Genomic DNA, 15712 nt, shown 5'->3' with positions numbered 1-15712 from the left:
CGATCACTTGGCGCGATGAAGTTGGCGCAGATTGCCAATCACCGAGGCCAGGGCACGGTCAAACAGCAGTGCATCATCCAGGGTTCGCACCGCGCCGCGCTTGAACTCCAATGCCAGTTCAACCGGACTTTTTTCCAGGACCTTGAGGCCGGTTCGATTGACGAAAATACAGGTATTGCCGGGCGCAATAATCGCCGTCAGCTTGCAGCGCAGGGTATTTTCAGCGTCCTCCTGGAATTCGACCCAGCAACCGACTCGCAGTTGGCGAACCTTGAGCAGGTCGGGGTCATCTTCCGGCAGGCTCACCGAAACGGCCGGTGCAGCAGGGCTGAGGACGAATGCCTCCCGCACCTCAACCTGCGACAGCAAAGACTGTCCATCTGGATTGCCCCGGAAAGACAGGACATGCAGCGTCTGCAACTGCGTGAAAAATTCCCGGGTGATGAAAGGATCAAACGCGGCGCCGCTTAACCCGTCGCGCAGGGCCTTGAGCAATTCAGGCAGCTGTTCCAGCAAGCGCCGCCCCGCTTCGGTGTCTTCGCTGAGGCCGACACTCCAGATCAACTCATCCATGGTGCGCAACCCGCCCGCCCATTGCGGCGAACGCTCGCCGTGCTTCAGGCAGGCCAGCAACAGCACCTGGCTCCAGGCCTGCTGCAGGAACTGCACCACCACCTCGGGGAGCACTTTACCCATCAGCCGCAGATTAAGGGCCTCGGCCACCCGCTGACGGGCGATTTCGGTACGGGCGCGCCCCTCCTCCGCATCACGGGTACGTTGCTCCAGCAATTCGCTACGGCGCCGCTCGTCATGGGTAAACGCAGTGAACTCCGTCAGGAGCTGGGAAAAGATCGCAGGATCATCCACAAAATCGGTCAACAACCGCTGCACTACCTGCTCGATGTGCAGGTAAAGGCTGTCGCGCTGATAATCGTCGCGCTGGCTCCAGCCCATGGCCGCCGCCGCGATTTCATTGAGCAGGCGCCGCGCGGGATGGCTGGTGCGACTGAAAAAGCTCTTGTCCAGCACCGCCACTTTCAGCATCGGAATCTGCAGGCGCGCAATCAGCGCCTTGAGGGATTCCGGCACCGTGCAGTCATTGAGGATGAACTCGAAGAGCATGGCGATCAGATTGATCACATCTTCGTCCGCATCCTCCACGACCCGCGACTTACCGCTCTTGACGCTGACCCGGGTCAGCAACTGTTCAAGCTGGTTGCGCAGGTCGAAATCATCCTCCACTTCGGGCTCAGGTACGTATTGCTGCAAATGGGAGAGCAGGCGCAGCAGGTCACGGGTGGAAATTGGCTGGGTCTCGGCGCTGGCCTCTAGAGTGGGCGCCACACTGCCGCGCACGGCGGACAGCAACTCTTGCAGTGCCGCGAATACTTCCTGCCCGCTGTCGTCTGCTGGACGGCCGGTAATCGGCGGTGTGTCTTCAGGCAAATCGGCGGGAGCGACCGCACGCCGCGAGGGTACCGCCTTGAGCTCAGGCAATACGCCGGTGGCAATCAGCAATTGATTGGCTTCGCCGTACAACAGATCAGCGTCACTGAGAACGTATTTTTCAAACAGCTTGAGGATGATCAGCTTGACCCGAATTTCTACGCCAAGGCTGCGTCCCGCTTGCAGAAAGAACGCACACAGCATCGCCGGGCCCAGAGGGTTGTCCCGATCATCCATGTGCTTGTCGAGCAACGCACTCAAACGCGCCGTCAACTGCCCAAGGGCCAGGCCATCGCGGCGCAGCACCTTGCCCAGCATGGCCTCGAGCGCAACAGCTTTTTCCAGCTCATCGCCGGATACGCCGGGCACCGCCGCGTAGGACACCACCGGAATCAATTGCAGCTCACCCCGCTCCACGTTGCCAAGATTGGCAAACGCCTCGTAGAGCTGCTCCATGAAGCCGCGCTCGAAATTCTTGCGCTTGAGGCGCAAGTCGCGCATGGCCTCAAAGAAAATGCCGTGGTCGACGTTGCTGCGGGACTTTTCGGCCATTTCGAACAGCGTGTCGTCGGCGTTATCAAACAGCTCCTGCAATCCCTGCCTGAGTTGCTGCGCCGCCTTGTCACGGACCTGGAGCAATACCACCGGCAGGCGGGCGAGCGGTGACGGCGTCGCCCGTGCCTTATTGATCGGCACCACCTTCCCGTCATTGTGCATCCTGGCCTCCTGAAACGGCGGTATTCGAGTGTGTGAAGATCGGTGCGGCAACGGGGCAAAGTACCCCGGAGCACTGCGAAAAACAGACTATCACGGCGACGTCAAAGCTATGACGCCAATTGCAAGGCGCGAGATTATCTTGCAAATGAGGGTTGTTGCGCCAGCAAACTCTGTGATCACTGGATAAATGAGCAGCGCCAGTGGCACCTGTCGCCTTGGGTTCAGGCCCGCCCTGCCCCTATAATCCAGGCACTTTGTTTGTGGAGCCTGTCATGCCCAATCTTCGTCTAGCCGACCTGACCGCCGAAATCGAAGCCAACGTGCGTCGCGCACTGTTGGAAGACATCGGCAGTGGGGATATCACCGCACAACTGATCCCGGCCGAACGCCTGGCCAAGGCCACGATCATCACTCGCGATGCCGCCGTCATCAGCGGAACGGCCTGGGTGGAAGCGGTGTTTCGCCAGCTGGACCCACGCGTCGCCGTGCATTGGCAGGTGCGCGACGGTGAGCGCGTCAGCCCGAACCAGGTGCTGTTTCACCTCGAAGGCCCGGCCCGTTCGCTGCTCAGTGGCGAGCGTTGCGCGCTGAATTTCCTGCAGTTGCTGTCAGGCGTTGCCACCCGTGCCCAATACCTGGCGGATTTTGTCGCCACCACCCAGGTCAAGCTGCTGGATACCCGCAAGACCCTGCCCGGCCTGCGCCTGGCGCAGAAGTACGCCGTGACCTGCGGCGGTTGCCACAACCACCGCATCGGCCTGTACGACGCGTTCCTGATCAAGGAAAACCATATCGCAGCCTGTGGCGGCATTGCCCAGGCCATCAGCGCCGCCCACAAGATCGCCCCGGGCAAGCCGGTGGAAATCGAAGTGGAAAGCCTGGAGGAACTGCGCGAAGCACTGGCGGCGGGCGCCGACATCATCATGCTGGATGAGCTGAGCCTCGATGATATGCGCGAAGCGGTGCGCCTGAACGGCGGCAAAGCCAAGCTGGAAGCCAGTGGCGGGATCAACGAAAGCACCCTGCTGCCCATCGCTGAAACTGGCGTGGACTACATCTCCATCGGGGCGATGACCAAGGATGTGAAGGCGGTGGATTTGTCGATGCGGCTCAGTCTCTGAGACACCGTTAAATGTAAGCGCTAGCTTTTGTGGCGAGGGAGCTTGCTCCCTCGCCACATTAAGCTCGTATCAGATCGCGAGGTTGTTCATCCCGCAATACTCGTTCCAGTCGACACCCAGCACCTCGGCCGCTTCCTTGTGCAACGCCAGGCGCGCCGCCTCGAACGCCTCGGGGGTGGAGGTGTACTTCAGGGTCAATTCCCACGGCTGCAAGCCCTGGGCTTCGGCCTCATCCTCAAATGCCCATTGGATCTGGTCCCTTTGATCATCGGCGCTCAGGTCCTTGATCTCATCCAGCAGTTCCGGCGACTCCGCGACGTACTTTTTGAGGGCTGCTTCCTGCCGCGCTTCCTGGGTCATTTCTTGTGTGGTCATGTCGTTCTCTTAGATCGAGGAATGGGGATGCATCTGGGTCATCAAGGTCGCGCAGATACAAAAGAACAGGCATGAATACCGGTTCGTCTGGCCTTCAGAACCATTCTGGGATCATCTGAAAACTGTGTTGCCTTTGTGCCCGAGACAGGAATCGAACCTGCGACCTTCTACGAGCTAGTTCGAGTCACTTTAGCCTACCCGCTAGTAAGCTGCCAGCAGCCCACAAACCTCTAGACACCAAACCCCTCAATTCGAAGGCGTATGGGCTAAAAGTCCCCCTCCCCCCAAAAAAACCTCGCCCTGCACCTCAGGGTGCAATACGAATGGCTCGGGGGTCTGATTGATTCGCCATTTTTTACCAGCATTGAGGCTTCATCAACTATCCCCTGCCAGCCTGAACCGACGCTCAAAGCATTCGGCAAAGTGACTAAACTTCGCAGGTACCTACGGCTTAATCACGTAAATGGGTGTGTAATTGGCTTGGGTAAGCGTCTGCCAAAGTCTTGCTCAAAGATCAGCGTCTGTCCGGGATCGGGAGATCCCGCTCAGGTATACCCCGGCCGAGAGGGTGGTCACGGGGGTTGTGACTGGCCTTAGGTAATTCAAATCCCATACATGGCAGCCACCATCGACTAAAGCGATGGCATTAGGAACGTGTGTTGCCCGGACGGTTACGATAATAATTTGCGAAACCGTAACAAAATCCAAGGCCCGCCCTATAAAACCCATACAAAACAGATCTTAGAACCAACGATATCAACAGCCCTATAAACTCTATCAAATAGCTCAAATATACAAAGCCGACCAAACAAGCCCAGCTATATAAAACCAACCCTACAAAAACAACTACACAAAACCAACCTGCTAAAACCAACCGCATAAAACCAACCACATAAAACCAACTCCGATTAAGTTTGACACCTTAAGGCTTCTAGAACAGCATAATCAGATTCTATATGCTAGGCACGATCATGTTCGAAACGGTTAAAATTGGGTACGCAGAATTTTCAAACTCCATCGATAAGTTTGTTTCTGGCATCGATACGCTCAGAGCAGAGGAACCCTCGGACGGCAGAGACATAGTTACCTACATCCCTTGTATCACCATTGATGGTGAGCCATGGGAAGATGGTATAAATTTTATCAAAAGCCTTATGAAACCGGAAAACGGGGGATTAACTAACTACGAAACACTAAAAGGAATTGCAGATGACCTAATCACGTTCCGTAAGTTTTGTTACTCCTACGACACCGAATACACATTAGATCACAGACTTAAACCGCTCCGCCCAACTTATGCCTACTGCGACCACCTAGAAAATAGCCACTACGCGCAAAGTACAAAAAAAAGAAAAATCAATCGGATGATTAGTTTCTACCGCTGGTTGATGACATCCGGCGTGCAGTTCAAATACACATTATGGATCGAGAAGAAAAAAATTCTGCGATACGACCAAAAGGTTGGCTTATCCAGATATAAGGAAATCACCACCACGGATCTCACGCCCAGATCTAGTGCTAAGAATTCAGAAAGAATCTACGTACTAGACGAAGTAGGACTTTTTCCGTTAGATGAAGACGAACAACAGCAACTCATACACTGCTTAAAAAAAATCGACAACTATCCAGTATTTTTGACGTTTATCACCTCCTTAGTTACCGCTGGAAGAATTCAATCAGTATGCACATTAAGATCCAGTCACTTTAGTCAGCATAACGTCAAAGACACAGATACTATAAACATAGTAACTGGGCCTGGAACAGGAATAGACACAAAACATTCCAAACCAGGGGTCTTAGAGTTTCCGGGATGGCTATACAACAAGATTAAAATTTATATTTCAAGTCCAGACTACCTGTCACGTCGCAACAAACTTGCATCACAAAAACATAGGTCGACGGACTATGTATTTGTGAGCACTCACGGAAATCCATTTTACGCAGCCCAGGATGACCTATTTTATGCAGCTAGCTCATGGTCTCCAAAAGGTAATTCTATTAGGACGTTCATTCATGATCAGCTCAAGCCCATATTGCTGCAAAATGGATTCAAGCGGGGCCTACGCTTTCACGATCTTCGGGCTACATCTGCACTAAACCTATTTATGGATTACCTTCCTATGCTGGAAGAAGGGGTGATTAGCTTGGACAATTTATTAAAAATGGCGCAAGAAAAACTTGGACATTCAAAGCTTGAGGTAACACTGCAATACTTATCTCTTGCGAAGAAACATGCGCAGAAAAAAAATATCCAAGCCGCATGGGAAGATAAGATCCTCCCGCGCATGGCTGCTGTGTGGGATGCGGTCAAATAGCATGTCGACCGACATTTCATACGACGTAAGGCTTGAGGACGCGACAATAACTTGCTTCGAGAGTATTGCTGCGGCTCAGTCACCTGAAAATTACCGTATTTTATCTCCTAAAGGTAAAGCGTCCTTAAGCATCGGCGCTATCGCATATCTGCTAAGAACGAAAGCTGAAGGGCAATACACGGTAATTGAAAGTAGTTTTAATCCAGAGCGTCGCCAAGTCATATCGAAGCTAGTAATCGGCTTTCTACAAAACATTGCTCAAAATAGGCACTCAGAGATAACTATCAGAAATCAAATAAAAGAAGGTATGTTATTTATAGACTGGGCAGACCAAAATAACTACCCCGACGTATTTTCAAATGTACAAAGCGCACGGAAGGCCTACCATGAATACATATTAGAATTACGCGATGAACTATTATATGCAGGTATGAAATCCCAGACTGCTTTATTAAGACAAAGTGGTGCACTGGCAATGCTGAATCAATGGTTTGAGCGCAAAACTGCTAAAATAAGTGCAGGCATTACACCGATACGTTTTCAGAATGATACAGACCACACGAAAGTCCCAGAAGATGAGGATGTAGAAAGTGCGCTTGATCTCGCGGACAAGCTATTCCATAACATCGGTAGCTTTCTATTAGACGCCCAACCCTTTCCATATCTTCTACAGTTACCGAATGAACAGGCGTGGACACTGCCATGCTCTTGCTGGATTCTACCGAAATGGAAACTCGCAAGACGGGAACAAATGAAAAATGGAAACTGGATATGGGACTATGAAAATGGGGTTTTAAACTCTCTTGAATATATCGCCAAACGCTTTAATTACACGCCAAGCGGGGCCCGATCTAATCGAAAACGAAGTGAGCAAAGCTTAGCTAACGCAAACACTGACCCTCGGCACCCATCTAGATTGAAAATGGCGTATTGGGCGGTAAGCTCATTCCAGCTGAAAATGTTCGCAGTAACTGGGATCAACCCATCTGATCTTGTCAAGCAGATTTGGGAGCCTGAAATGGAGAATAATCCAATAACGACCCGTCAACACTTCCGAAGCTTCAAAACGAGAGCAGGTCACTTCGTGGATTTCGAAATCCACGTAAAGTTTCTTAGAGAGTTTCAGAAATACTGCAAACTCAGAAACTTCCTTGCAGCAGACAGAAATACGAACTTACTTTTTTTTCGTGAAACAGGGTCAAAATTGGTACCTATCGACCCAAATTTTTTATATACATATTTTGATTTAGCAAAAAAACAATTCAATCCAGATCTAAAACCAGTAAACGCTCGTCAATGGCGGGTCTACAAATCCGAGTGGGTAGCTAATAACTTTGGAGTAGCGGCAGCCGCAGATCAACTGCAAAACGCCGAGCGGACCATTGAGCAAAGCTACACAAATGGTTCTGAGCAACAGCAAGGTAAAGAGCTATCAGAGTATTTTCTCCAGCTTGACTCCCGAATTAAACATCATGACGCAGAAAAAATATCACAGACACCAAGTGGTCAATGCAGCACCCCATTACAGGGTGAATCCGTACTTATCGCATCAGCGCCTATAAAGCCCGACTGTAAAAACATGATTGGATGCCTGTTTTGCAAAAACTACGCAGTAGACCCATCCGCGGAGGGCATAAAGAAGCTTGCAAGCATGCGTTACTTTATTAATGAGATAGAGCAAGCAACGCATTCCGACGTTCATTTTGAAACACTATACCAAAGCACCAAGATGGCGATCTCGCAACTTATTAAGTCTATCGGTGCAATTTCACCGGAGAAAAAAGCTCTTGTTTCTAAGGTCGAGTCGGAGGTAAACGACGGCCAATTAACCGAGTATTGGAACGCGAAGCTTTCTTTATTTATCGACCTGGGATTTATCCAATGAGTGCTCTTTTTTCTATTTTACCAGCCGCAACACCTTTTTCGATACCTGATATCTTCGAATGGCGCTTGCGATCAAACTCACGACCCGAAGTCCCAAAAAACTTTGTCATAAGCCGAGACATCGATGGGAACCCTCTGTCTCTAGCTGAGGATATGAGCTGGAAACTTGGGACCTATGACAATCGAACACGCTCATATAAAAAAATCAACTTCATTTCAAAGTCATATTCAAATGATATGAATTTAATTAGCCAAGTACAATGGATTCTATTTTTACTGATGTATACACGCGAAGGTGGCCCTTCAGGAGCGGGTATCAGCGTAGGTACCTTGCAGGCATACCATCGTACACTTGGAAAAATGTCTATCTTCTGTGAATCCAAAGAAGTGGATATTTTCTACCTATTCAATACACCAGAGACTTTAGTTGAGTTTGCCGAGACTATACATTATAAAGACGATCAGTCGAGGCTTTATACATTGGCAGATCATTTGAGCACTCTAGACAGTGAACTACTCGGGTTCGAGGCACTGTCGCCGCCTGCGTATAGCCAAAAAAGAAGTTACGACGACAACGATAATCAAACTGCTGTGATCCCACCAAGAATATTTTTGAGCGGCTTATCGTGCTTGAAAAATCGTCTCTCTGACTTTTTGGGACATAGCAAGAATATCTCTGCTTTTCTAATTGAAGTAGAAGATTATTTCCACTCTACTCCTCACGAACATGCTCGCTCGCAATGGTCACCAGAATTCGTAAGGTCCCGTGCAGAAGAATATGGTCTTGACATACTTTTCAAGAAAAACTATGTTTTTTGCATTGTAAGCTTAGGGCGATACTTGCGAAGCATCCAATTCGCGTCAAAGTGTACAATACATGCTTTTTCGGGTATGAGGGATGACGAAGCTTATAGCTTACGTTATAACTGCCTAACAACAAAAAAGATCAATAATAAGAAAGTGCTTCAGCTCTTGGGGATAACCACTAAACTTTCTCGTAGCAAAAAGAGCACTTACTGGATAACCAGCCCACAAGTAAAAATCGCCATTACTGCGGCGCAACTGATCTGTAAAATTGTATCCCATCGGAAAAATGTATCACCCGACTCACTATTGTTATTTCCCAACCTTAGCAATCTAAAATTTCACACCGCCCACACGAGATTTCAAGGGGATATCAATACACCAGCCAATTTGGTGCACTGGCATTTGAATTATATTTTCGATCATGTGGATATGGTTATAACAAATGAAGACTATACCAACTTAACAAACCTTGACTTTCAGAAAAAATGGGCTGCTGATGAGAGATTCCAGATCAATAAGCGTTGGCACTTTACAACTCATCAATTCAGAAGATCTCTTGCGTTTTATGCGATTCAAAGTAATTTGGTAACATACACCTCATTAAAACGCCAGCTCCAGCATCTCTCAAGGGCGATGACTCTTTACTATGCTAGAGGTCGGAACAAATTTTCAAAACTATTTGGGTCAGATATGAATCATTTTAAAACTGAATATCAGTCAATGGCGAAATTCGTAGAGGCTTTAAACTATGAGTCTGATTTCATTTCAGATGACATCAAACTATATGGAGGTCATGGCGCATGGGTTGAAGCTAATCGGACATCAACAAACCCAGTTAATATCATTGCTTCTGACTCTGAAACTGCTAAGTCTGCCATCCATAAAGGAAAAATGGCCTACCGTGGAACTATTCACGGAGGTTGTACCAGTATTACAGCATGCGACCGCATTATGCATGCGCCTCTAACATCCTGCCTTCGGTGTGCGGGGGCCGTTATCAAAAAAGAAAAAATCGAAAACGTTATTCGCGCTCAGCGGATTTTTCTTAATATGCTTGCCGTGGGGTCTCCTGAATACTTGACGGAACTTGAAGATCTTTTGGAGTTAGAAAAGTTTCTAGATTCAATCTTGAATAAGGGAATCGAAAAATGTTAAACAATGTACTAAAGTGCTTCGAAGCTTTAGCACGATTGCAGTCCGGAAAATGCATCGTCGTTCCTAATAGCAGTAAAATAAACTTGGACACTGTAGCTACGGAAGCAAATCTTTACAGAGGTTTTATCCGAAGCTCCAACCCTAAGTTTAAGCTTTTAATAGATGCCATAAATAAAGCCGAGCACTCTAATAAAAAAGAGAATTCAAGACAATCAGAACCTCTGATCAGGCAAAAAAAGGAGGTCAGCCGATACAAAGATCTATATGAAAAATCGTTAGCTAGAGAACTGAATCTTCTTGCAAAAATCAAAAATCTCGAAAGCTCCTTGACTAGTCTTTCAAAATCCAATGTTCTTGATTTTAACAAAAAAAAACTGTGAGACAAATTATACGGTGCTACTGCATTTTGAAGTATCTTGCATCCTGATCCAAGAAGAATGGGGCTATTGAAATATTCGTTACAACGCTAAGCTCATGCACTCCGAACCCTGCGTCCTATAAATGGCTTTATTCCCAGAATCCTTCCGTCAACCCTTAAATCCGCAGCAGGTCCGATCACTTGATAATTCGATTCTAAGTTGCACTGATTTGTTAACGATTTCGAGTTAGTAATACTATTCTTCAGAGATCAACTTTTGGTTCCGAAAGCTTAATAGGGAAGATTAAATTTCCGGCAGCAATTGGGCTATTACCAAGTTTTTTTGAGGGTTGATCCGGCACGGCATCGTTGCGAATCTCATGGAGCACTATCAATGGGAAGCTGACCAACCTTACCTAGGTACATGGCTTGCTCAGCGCCTGCAAACTTGGGCAACCACTCCTTGTCTGTTTTGATATCGATCTCATACTGATAGCTAGTGGTAGAGAAAATAACCTGGGCGTTGTTACGTAGAGCAACACCTTTTAACGCCTTGATATAGGCATCCAAATCTTCCCAGTGAATTTCCTGCTGACGAGGTGTGTCAAATACAAGCACTCTGAAGGGAGAGAGTGGATCGCTGGTGCACAGCTCAAATAATGCAGCATGAAACGCCAGAACTGTTCGAGCCTTTGAGCTGCCTTTGATAATTCCGAGTTTTTCAGTTCCTAGTATGGGCTTGAGGTCCGAATCGATTCGGATGTCCCTGGAAATATTCTTGGAGTTGAGCACGTCGAGCCATTCCGCCATTTTTTGTCCAAGTTCGATCCTAAACCGAAGGATGTCTGGGGATTGTTCACGTGAACTTTGCAACGAGTCCTCAAGTGTAAGAACGATCTCTCTTCTTTTTAATAGTTCGAGGTGAATATTTTTATGTTGTTCAGATTTTTCTAGCTTATTCTTTTCTAATCCGAGTTCAAAGATTTCCGAAGCAATTCTGCTAATAGCCTCAATGAATATTTCAATGCCTGCTTCCCGCTCCGCTAAGCCTCTTTGCTGAGCAAGTTGCGCGATTTGCGACTCAATAAATCGTTTCTCTGTGGATATCGCTTCCGACTTCTGTATATTTGAGGCAGTCGATATTTCGAGATCTTTGATTTGATCTTTCAGATAAAGCAAGCTCTTACCGTACGAGTCTGCACTTACCATGAATAGCCCACATGATGGCGAGATGCATATATCAGAGAAAGAAATAAAAGCCCGCTTAGCTTCTTCATTCAAGTTAAGCGTTTCAATCTCACTCTGTATCTCTTCCCGTATTTGCGTTGAACTGGAGATTTTTGATTCGAGACCAGCCTCCTCCGATTGCAACTCACGGTGCCTCCTTCTAAGATTTCCTATAACATGGTCCAAACTTGAAAGTGAATCACTTTTTATATCTTTAGATTTTTTAAGGTCTTCTAGACGTGACTTTGACTCAGAAATAAGGCGATCAATATCTTCCATTTTTCGCGCCGGCGATGGAAGCTCCTGAGCGATACGCTCCATCAGTTTGCGGCTATCAACGATTGTTGTATCCAAATAGTCTAAATCTTTTTTAACTTCAATCGCTTTTTTCTTTTTGTCATACGAGTTCTGGGGTGGAAAATTAGTAGCTAGCCTAACCATCTCAGAAAACTGATTTTTTATAAACCCTGGGCGAGGAGGAGCATAGTATTCAGAGTATCCTTGATCCTGATCCAGATAAAATAGGGGTAGCAGCGCCGAAAAATAAGGTGTAGTAGGCGTGTTGCCGTTTGTTACAAGTCTGTCACTTCTAAGATCGAGTGACTTCAACATAAATTTTGAAAAGTCATCTTCGTTGTAAAACCGATCCTCAGTTACGTTGTCAACTCTCACTGTCAGATCGAAGGAGTCTCCCATCATTCGATCTAGGGTAAACTGTTTCCCTTTTAGGACCAATTTTAAACGAGCTAGTTTGCAGTTTCGAACAATATCCTCTCTGAATTGAACATGCAGTCCAAGGCAGAACATCATCGCTTGGATCAGCGGGGTCTTTCCACTACCGTTCTTCGCATATAGTTGAGTGATGACATCGCCAAACTCAAGCTCACCTGAGCGCCACCCATCTGGATTGTTCTGAATAATTTCAAGCGATTCAAATTTCATTCAACTTAGCCTCAATAGCTCGTTCCTTACAAATGTTGCGGTAGGCACGCTTTATCATCAGTAATGCAATACAGAGCCTGCTTTCATCTTTTAAAATGGTATCGATTAGCTTTTTCCCCGCGTCAGTTGCTTCAATGCGGGAAGTTTCTTTGTTGATGACGATAAATCCAGTATTTTCCAAAAATGTAAACGCCTTTACGGTGCGGATTCTCAGGTTCGCAGACCACCCTAGCTCTTGGCTCGACCCTTTGAAACCCGCCAGGCTTTTTTCAAAACAAACTCCCACTAGCATTCCGATCTCATCTTGCTTGGGCTTAGCTCTTGAACGCGCGAGCAGGATGATGGTTAGCGCAATTAGCGGGGTATGAAATAGACTGTCATTGCCAAGCACATCTTGGCGTCCCCTAGGACTGCCTTCGGTCAACAAGGCTATGGATTCCGTCTTGGCATTCGAGACCGCCTCGCGGAAATTCATTGCGCCTCTCCTTTTACCAATTCAGATAGAACGGCGCCGAATGCCAATTCTTCTGTGAGGTCGGATCGTCCAAGGTCATTACTGATTTGGGCTGCCAAGCATGAAATTTCTTCAGTGATTGAGTTCATGTCGGTTTGACCGACAGAAATTTTTCTCGCCACCTGTATAATTTTGTTCTTTGCTACGGCTAAGCGGAACTCCAAAAGCGCATGCCTATTAGTCCTGTACCAGGCCTCCCAGTTACATTTAAATCCTGCAAATGTGTCCACTGTTTCATCTGAAAAACCGGAACGTTTCAGCATCCTTTGTAGAATCGAGACTGACTTTATAGCTTTATCATCACCTCCAGCCTTAAGAACATAATAGGCGGATCTGGAAATGCAGAGAATGTCTAGAACATCATCCAGATGGACACTCGCTTTTGCATCTAAATCTTCTTCGGTTATACCACTGGAAAGAGGAACGGCAGATTTGTCCTCAATCAAAGACAGTAGCTGGATAATTATCTTCTTAACCTCAAGAGGATTAAGATTTATTTCGCTATACTTAAATATCTGGCTAGATGCTTGGGAAACGAAAACATCCTCTTCCTCATTGAGGATCTGCTTTCGGGGTGCCAATACCAAGTGCGACAAAAAACCCATTACATCTTCGTCGCTCTTGGTGGCGAGGGAAGGTATTAGTTTTTTGGTCTCGCTGATAAGGCTTACGGTGTTCTTAGTTTGGCTGAGTCTGCCTTTAACTTCTTGGCAAATTCGTTCGACCTCATCATCAAAATTTACGTTTGTGCAAATTTCAATGGAGCTGCATGCTTCGCCAAACTCTTCAACATGAAGCAGTAACTTCCCCGCGAAGCTTCCAGCCAAGTCATGAATAGGAGCATTTTTCGGTTTTTTCTTTAGACCGAAAATTTCAAGTATATTGTACTGATGGTTTAGTTTGCTTTTTGTTTTTACTTGAACAAATCGATAGTGCGATTTTGAGTTAACTACGTACTTGACAACATAGTCCTCGTGTACATCGCAGTACACTCTGTTTATTTCCCCATTTTCCAATAGCGCCAAGCTTTCCAAACTAGCGGCCTTGAACTGCGCTTGAAAACGGTCAATTGTATCTCGTCCGCTTTGCTCCCTAGGACTGACTTCATGGAGTTTCATATTATATGTCTTTGCATATGCTGAGATATCAGCGCCAGAGAATAAGCAGGACTCATGAAGCAATCGTTGTCATTGAGTAGTGGAGAGGCGTTGAGGACAAAGTGGGCGCAGTTAATTGAATTTAAATTGAATGCATGCCTATAGGCATTTTTACGACTGTGATCGCGCTCGTCTACTAAACGACGTACTACAGAGCTTTTGACTCGAGCACGCATGGATGGCAAGCACGAAGCGAGCAACACGCCTTGATCATTTAGAATAATACTGTCCATGCGACCTTCCATTGCCGTCTTCCACCCGCGAGAGTATCCCTTTCTTGACTCGCTGAATAGTGGCGTGATGCCATCCACAATGCAAGTCAGGTTCGTAGTATTTACCCGCCTAATTCTTCACTAGACCTGCGCAGGGTCTTCCCTCACTGAGCATGGCAATGCAGCACTTGTGCAATGTAGATATGGGAGATAGATATCCCTGATGTACCTGTCGCTGTGCTTGTGCGCGCTGTGCTTTTGCGGCTTTGGCCCAAGCGCAGGGAACAAATTGATTTACTCCGATTAATCAAAATGAAGCTAGACAGATAGCCTCGAAGAGGAATGCCGGTCAGCCAACCACCATGCGATGCCAAAAAAATCGCACCATCACGGCTCTTGATCGATGGTATCCGCGAAATTTGCTTGCTCGGCAGCTCCACCCTATCCACCGCGGGCGTGAGTCGATCAGCAGAATTCAGCCATATACTGCATTCACTGAGCTTTTACTGATGATGTCATTGTGCTATTTTTTTTGCGAGGCATGAATTTTTTGCATAAATACTACTAAATTAACTAGGTGTAAAATGACAACAAAGGCGCTACATGCTTTCCTCCAAAAAATATCAAGCTTTGATGATGACTTAGCCCTTGTTGATGTAATAAGGATAGGGATGATTAATGGCGATTTATCTAGCTCAAACTCAAAAGAAATTTTAAAGAATGTTGATGCTTCAAGGCACCCACGACTTTACAAAAGAAAGAATTCTGATAAAAGTCGAGAACTGCTAGTAAATCACCTTAGGCAGACAGTTTACTCTTCTTATGTGAAGGATATTTATGAGGAAGTCACCCAATACTTGAAAATATTGCTGGAAAAATGTACGGAAAATGGATTTAGCCCTGGGCGAATCATTGGCGAACATGCATTTAAAGTGGACGCGAAAGACATCTTAAATGCTGGGAGTTGGGAGTCAATCTCTAGGATGCTTGCAGATTCCGTATTTCAAGCGTTAGAAGCAGAGAAAAGCACGCTAAAATTATTCCAAAAAATGTCAGACAAACTGGACTTAAAAATTGATAGGTCGCTCATAGATTCGGCGCTTCCCTATTTAGAGGTTCGGCACTTCCTTGTTCATTCAGATGGAAAAGTTAGTACTGAATTCAAGAAAAAGAATCCTGACATTGTAGTAAACAAAAACTTTTATGTGCAATTAAATTTTTCATTTGTGAATCAAATGAAGGAGAAAGTCGAAGCCCTTCTCATGGCGTTCGATACAGCGATTGTTGCTGGAAAGATGCTTAAATCTTGTGACTATCAGCCCTCAAGTGCTAAAGCAAAAAAAATAGACTCATCATCAAGTCAAAAATCATAAAATAAATACCGCACTTCGTTCAGCTCGAAGACTCTTCCTCAAGGAAGTGAATTCGGGCTAATCTTAACCTATACTTATAGACTCTCCTAGGCCCTCGCATATTGCAATC

11 protein-coding genes are annotated in these 15712 nt (G+C 46.7%); 6 read left to right on the top strand and 5 right to left on the bottom strand.

Going from position 1 to position 15712, the window contains the following annotated elements:
* Nucleotides 1-3: 3 nt before the first annotated feature.
* Nucleotides 4-2163: a DUF1631 domain-containing protein gene (locus BLU46_RS20905; protein WP_093205067.1), complete on the bottom strand. Its 2160-nt coding sequence runs from the start codon at nt 2161-2163 to the stop codon at nt 4-6.
* A 272-nt stretch (nt 2164-2435) separates the two neighbouring features.
* Between BLU46_RS20905 and nadC the strand changes: the two genes are divergently transcribed.
* Nucleotides 2436-3284, top strand: a complete 849-nt coding sequence (nadC, locus tag BLU46_RS20900) for a carboxylating nicotinate-nucleotide diphosphorylase (RefSeq protein ID WP_063027064.1) — start codon at nt 2436-2438, stop codon at nt 3282-3284.
* A 69-nt stretch (nt 3285-3353) separates the two neighbouring features.
* On the opposite strand, the gene BLU46_RS20895 is transcribed toward nadC, so the two are convergent.
* The gene (locus BLU46_RS20895; RefSeq protein WP_093205063.1) at nt 3354-3659 is read right to left on the bottom strand and encodes a DUF6388 family protein; all 306 of its coding nucleotides are present in this window, start codon (nt 3657-3659) and stop codon (nt 3354-3356) included.
* Nucleotides 3660-4630: 971 nt separating this feature from the next.
* Here BLU46_RS20895 and BLU46_RS20890 point away from each other — a divergent pair.
* From BLU46_RS20890 to BLU46_RS32900, 4 genes are read left to right on the top strand one after another with little or no spacing between them, the layout of a single operon-like run.
* The gene (locus BLU46_RS20890) at nt 4631-5974 is read left to right on the top strand and encodes a site-specific integrase (protein WP_157721307.1); all 1344 of its coding nucleotides are present in this window, start codon (nt 4631-4633) and stop codon (nt 5972-5974) included.
* Between the two features lies 1 nt (nt 5975).
* Nucleotides 5976-7859 (top strand): hypothetical protein, encoded by a 1884-nt coding sequence (locus tag BLU46_RS32910; RefSeq protein WP_157721306.1) that lies wholly within the window; start codon nt 5976-5978, stop codon nt 7857-7859.
* Complete coding sequence (locus BLU46_RS32905) at nt 7856-9820, top strand: site-specific integrase (protein WP_157721305.1); 1965 nt, start codon at nt 7856-7858, stop codon at nt 9818-9820. Before BLU46_RS32910 ends, BLU46_RS32905 begins: the two co-directional genes overlap by 4 nt.
* Nucleotides 9814-10200 carry a hypothetical protein gene (locus BLU46_RS32900; protein ID WP_157721304.1) on the top strand — a complete coding sequence of 129 codons (387 nt, stop codon included), beginning with the start codon at nt 9814-9816 and terminating at the stop codon, nt 10198-10200. The genes BLU46_RS32905 and BLU46_RS32900 overlap by 7 nt, the downstream gene beginning before the upstream one ends.
* Nucleotides 10201-10556: 356 nt before the next feature.
* On the opposite strand, the gene BLU46_RS33245 is transcribed toward BLU46_RS32900, so the two are convergent.
* The 3 genes from BLU46_RS33245 to BLU46_RS20865 are packed head-to-tail and all read right to left on the bottom strand — an operon-like array spanning nt 10557 to nt 13979.
* Complete coding sequence (locus BLU46_RS33245; protein ID WP_231988825.1) at nt 10557-12347, bottom strand: coiled-coil domain-containing protein; 1791 nt, start codon at nt 12345-12347, stop codon at nt 10557-10559.
* On the bottom strand, nt 12337-12822 hold the full coding sequence (locus tag BLU46_RS20870; RefSeq protein ID WP_093205046.1) for a hypothetical protein: 486 nt from the start codon (nt 12820-12822) through the stop codon (nt 12337-12339). Before BLU46_RS20870 ends, BLU46_RS33245 begins: the two co-directional genes overlap by 11 nt.
* The gene (locus BLU46_RS20865) at nt 12819-13979 is read right to left on the bottom strand and encodes a dsDNA nuclease domain-containing protein (protein ID WP_093205041.1); all 1161 of its coding nucleotides are present in this window, start codon (nt 13977-13979) and stop codon (nt 12819-12821) included. Before BLU46_RS20865 ends, BLU46_RS20870 begins: the two co-directional genes overlap by 4 nt.
* An 835-nt stretch (nt 13980-14814) precedes the next feature.
* On the opposite strand from BLU46_RS20865, the gene BLU46_RS20860 reads away from it, so the two are divergent.
* The gene (locus tag BLU46_RS20860) at nt 14815-15603 is read left to right on the top strand and encodes a hypothetical protein (RefSeq protein WP_157721303.1); all 789 of its coding nucleotides are present in this window, start codon (nt 14815-14817) and stop codon (nt 15601-15603) included.
* Nucleotides 15604-15712: the final 109 nt, after the last annotated feature.

The sequence above is a fragment of the Pseudomonas yamanorum genome (assembly GCF_900105735.1).
GTDB classification, from domain to species: Bacteria; Pseudomonadota; Gammaproteobacteria; order Pseudomonadales; family Pseudomonadaceae; genus Aquipseudomonas; species Aquipseudomonas yamanorum.
The sequence above is the reverse complement of the archived record's forward strand: the minus strand, read 5'-3'. Positions and strand labels throughout refer to the sequence as shown.

Coding starts and splice junctions, on each gene's coding strand:
- BLU46_RS20865 (WP_093205041.1), bottom strand. CDS start 13,979: ATGAAACTCCATGAAGTCAGTCCTAGGGAGCAAAGCGGACGAGATACA.
- BLU46_RS20870 (WP_093205046.1), bottom strand. CDS start 12,822: ATGAATTTCCGCGAGGCGGTCTCGAATGCCAAGACGGAATCCATAGCC.
- BLU46_RS32900 (WP_157721304.1), top strand. CDS start 9,814: ATGTTAAACAATGTACTAAAGTGCTTCGAAGCTTTAGCACGATTGCAG.
- BLU46_RS20895 (WP_093205063.1), bottom strand. CDS start 3,659: ATGACCACACAAGAAATGACCCAGGAAGCGCGGCAGGAAGCAGCCCTC.
- BLU46_RS20905 (WP_093205067.1), bottom strand. CDS start 2,163: ATGCACAATGACGGGAAGGTGGTGCCGATCAATAAGGCACGGGCGACG.
- BLU46_RS20890 (WP_157721307.1), top strand. CDS start 4,631: ATGTTCGAAACGGTTAAAATTGGGTACGCAGAATTTTCAAACTCCATC.
- nadC (WP_063027064.1), top strand. CDS start 2,436: ATGCCCAATCTTCGTCTAGCCGACCTGACCGCCGAAATCGAAGCCAAC.
- BLU46_RS32905 (WP_157721305.1), top strand. CDS start 7,856: ATGAGTGCTCTTTTTTCTATTTTACCAGCCGCAACACCTTTTTCGATA.
- BLU46_RS20860 (WP_157721303.1), top strand. CDS start 14,815: ATGACAACAAAGGCGCTACATGCTTTCCTCCAAAAAATATCAAGCTTT.
- BLU46_RS32910 (WP_157721306.1), top strand. CDS start 5,976: ATGTCGACCGACATTTCATACGACGTAAGGCTTGAGGACGCGACAATA.
- BLU46_RS33245 (WP_231988825.1), bottom strand. CDS start 12,347: ATGAAATTTGAATCGCTTGAAATTATTCAGAACAATCCAGATGGGTGG.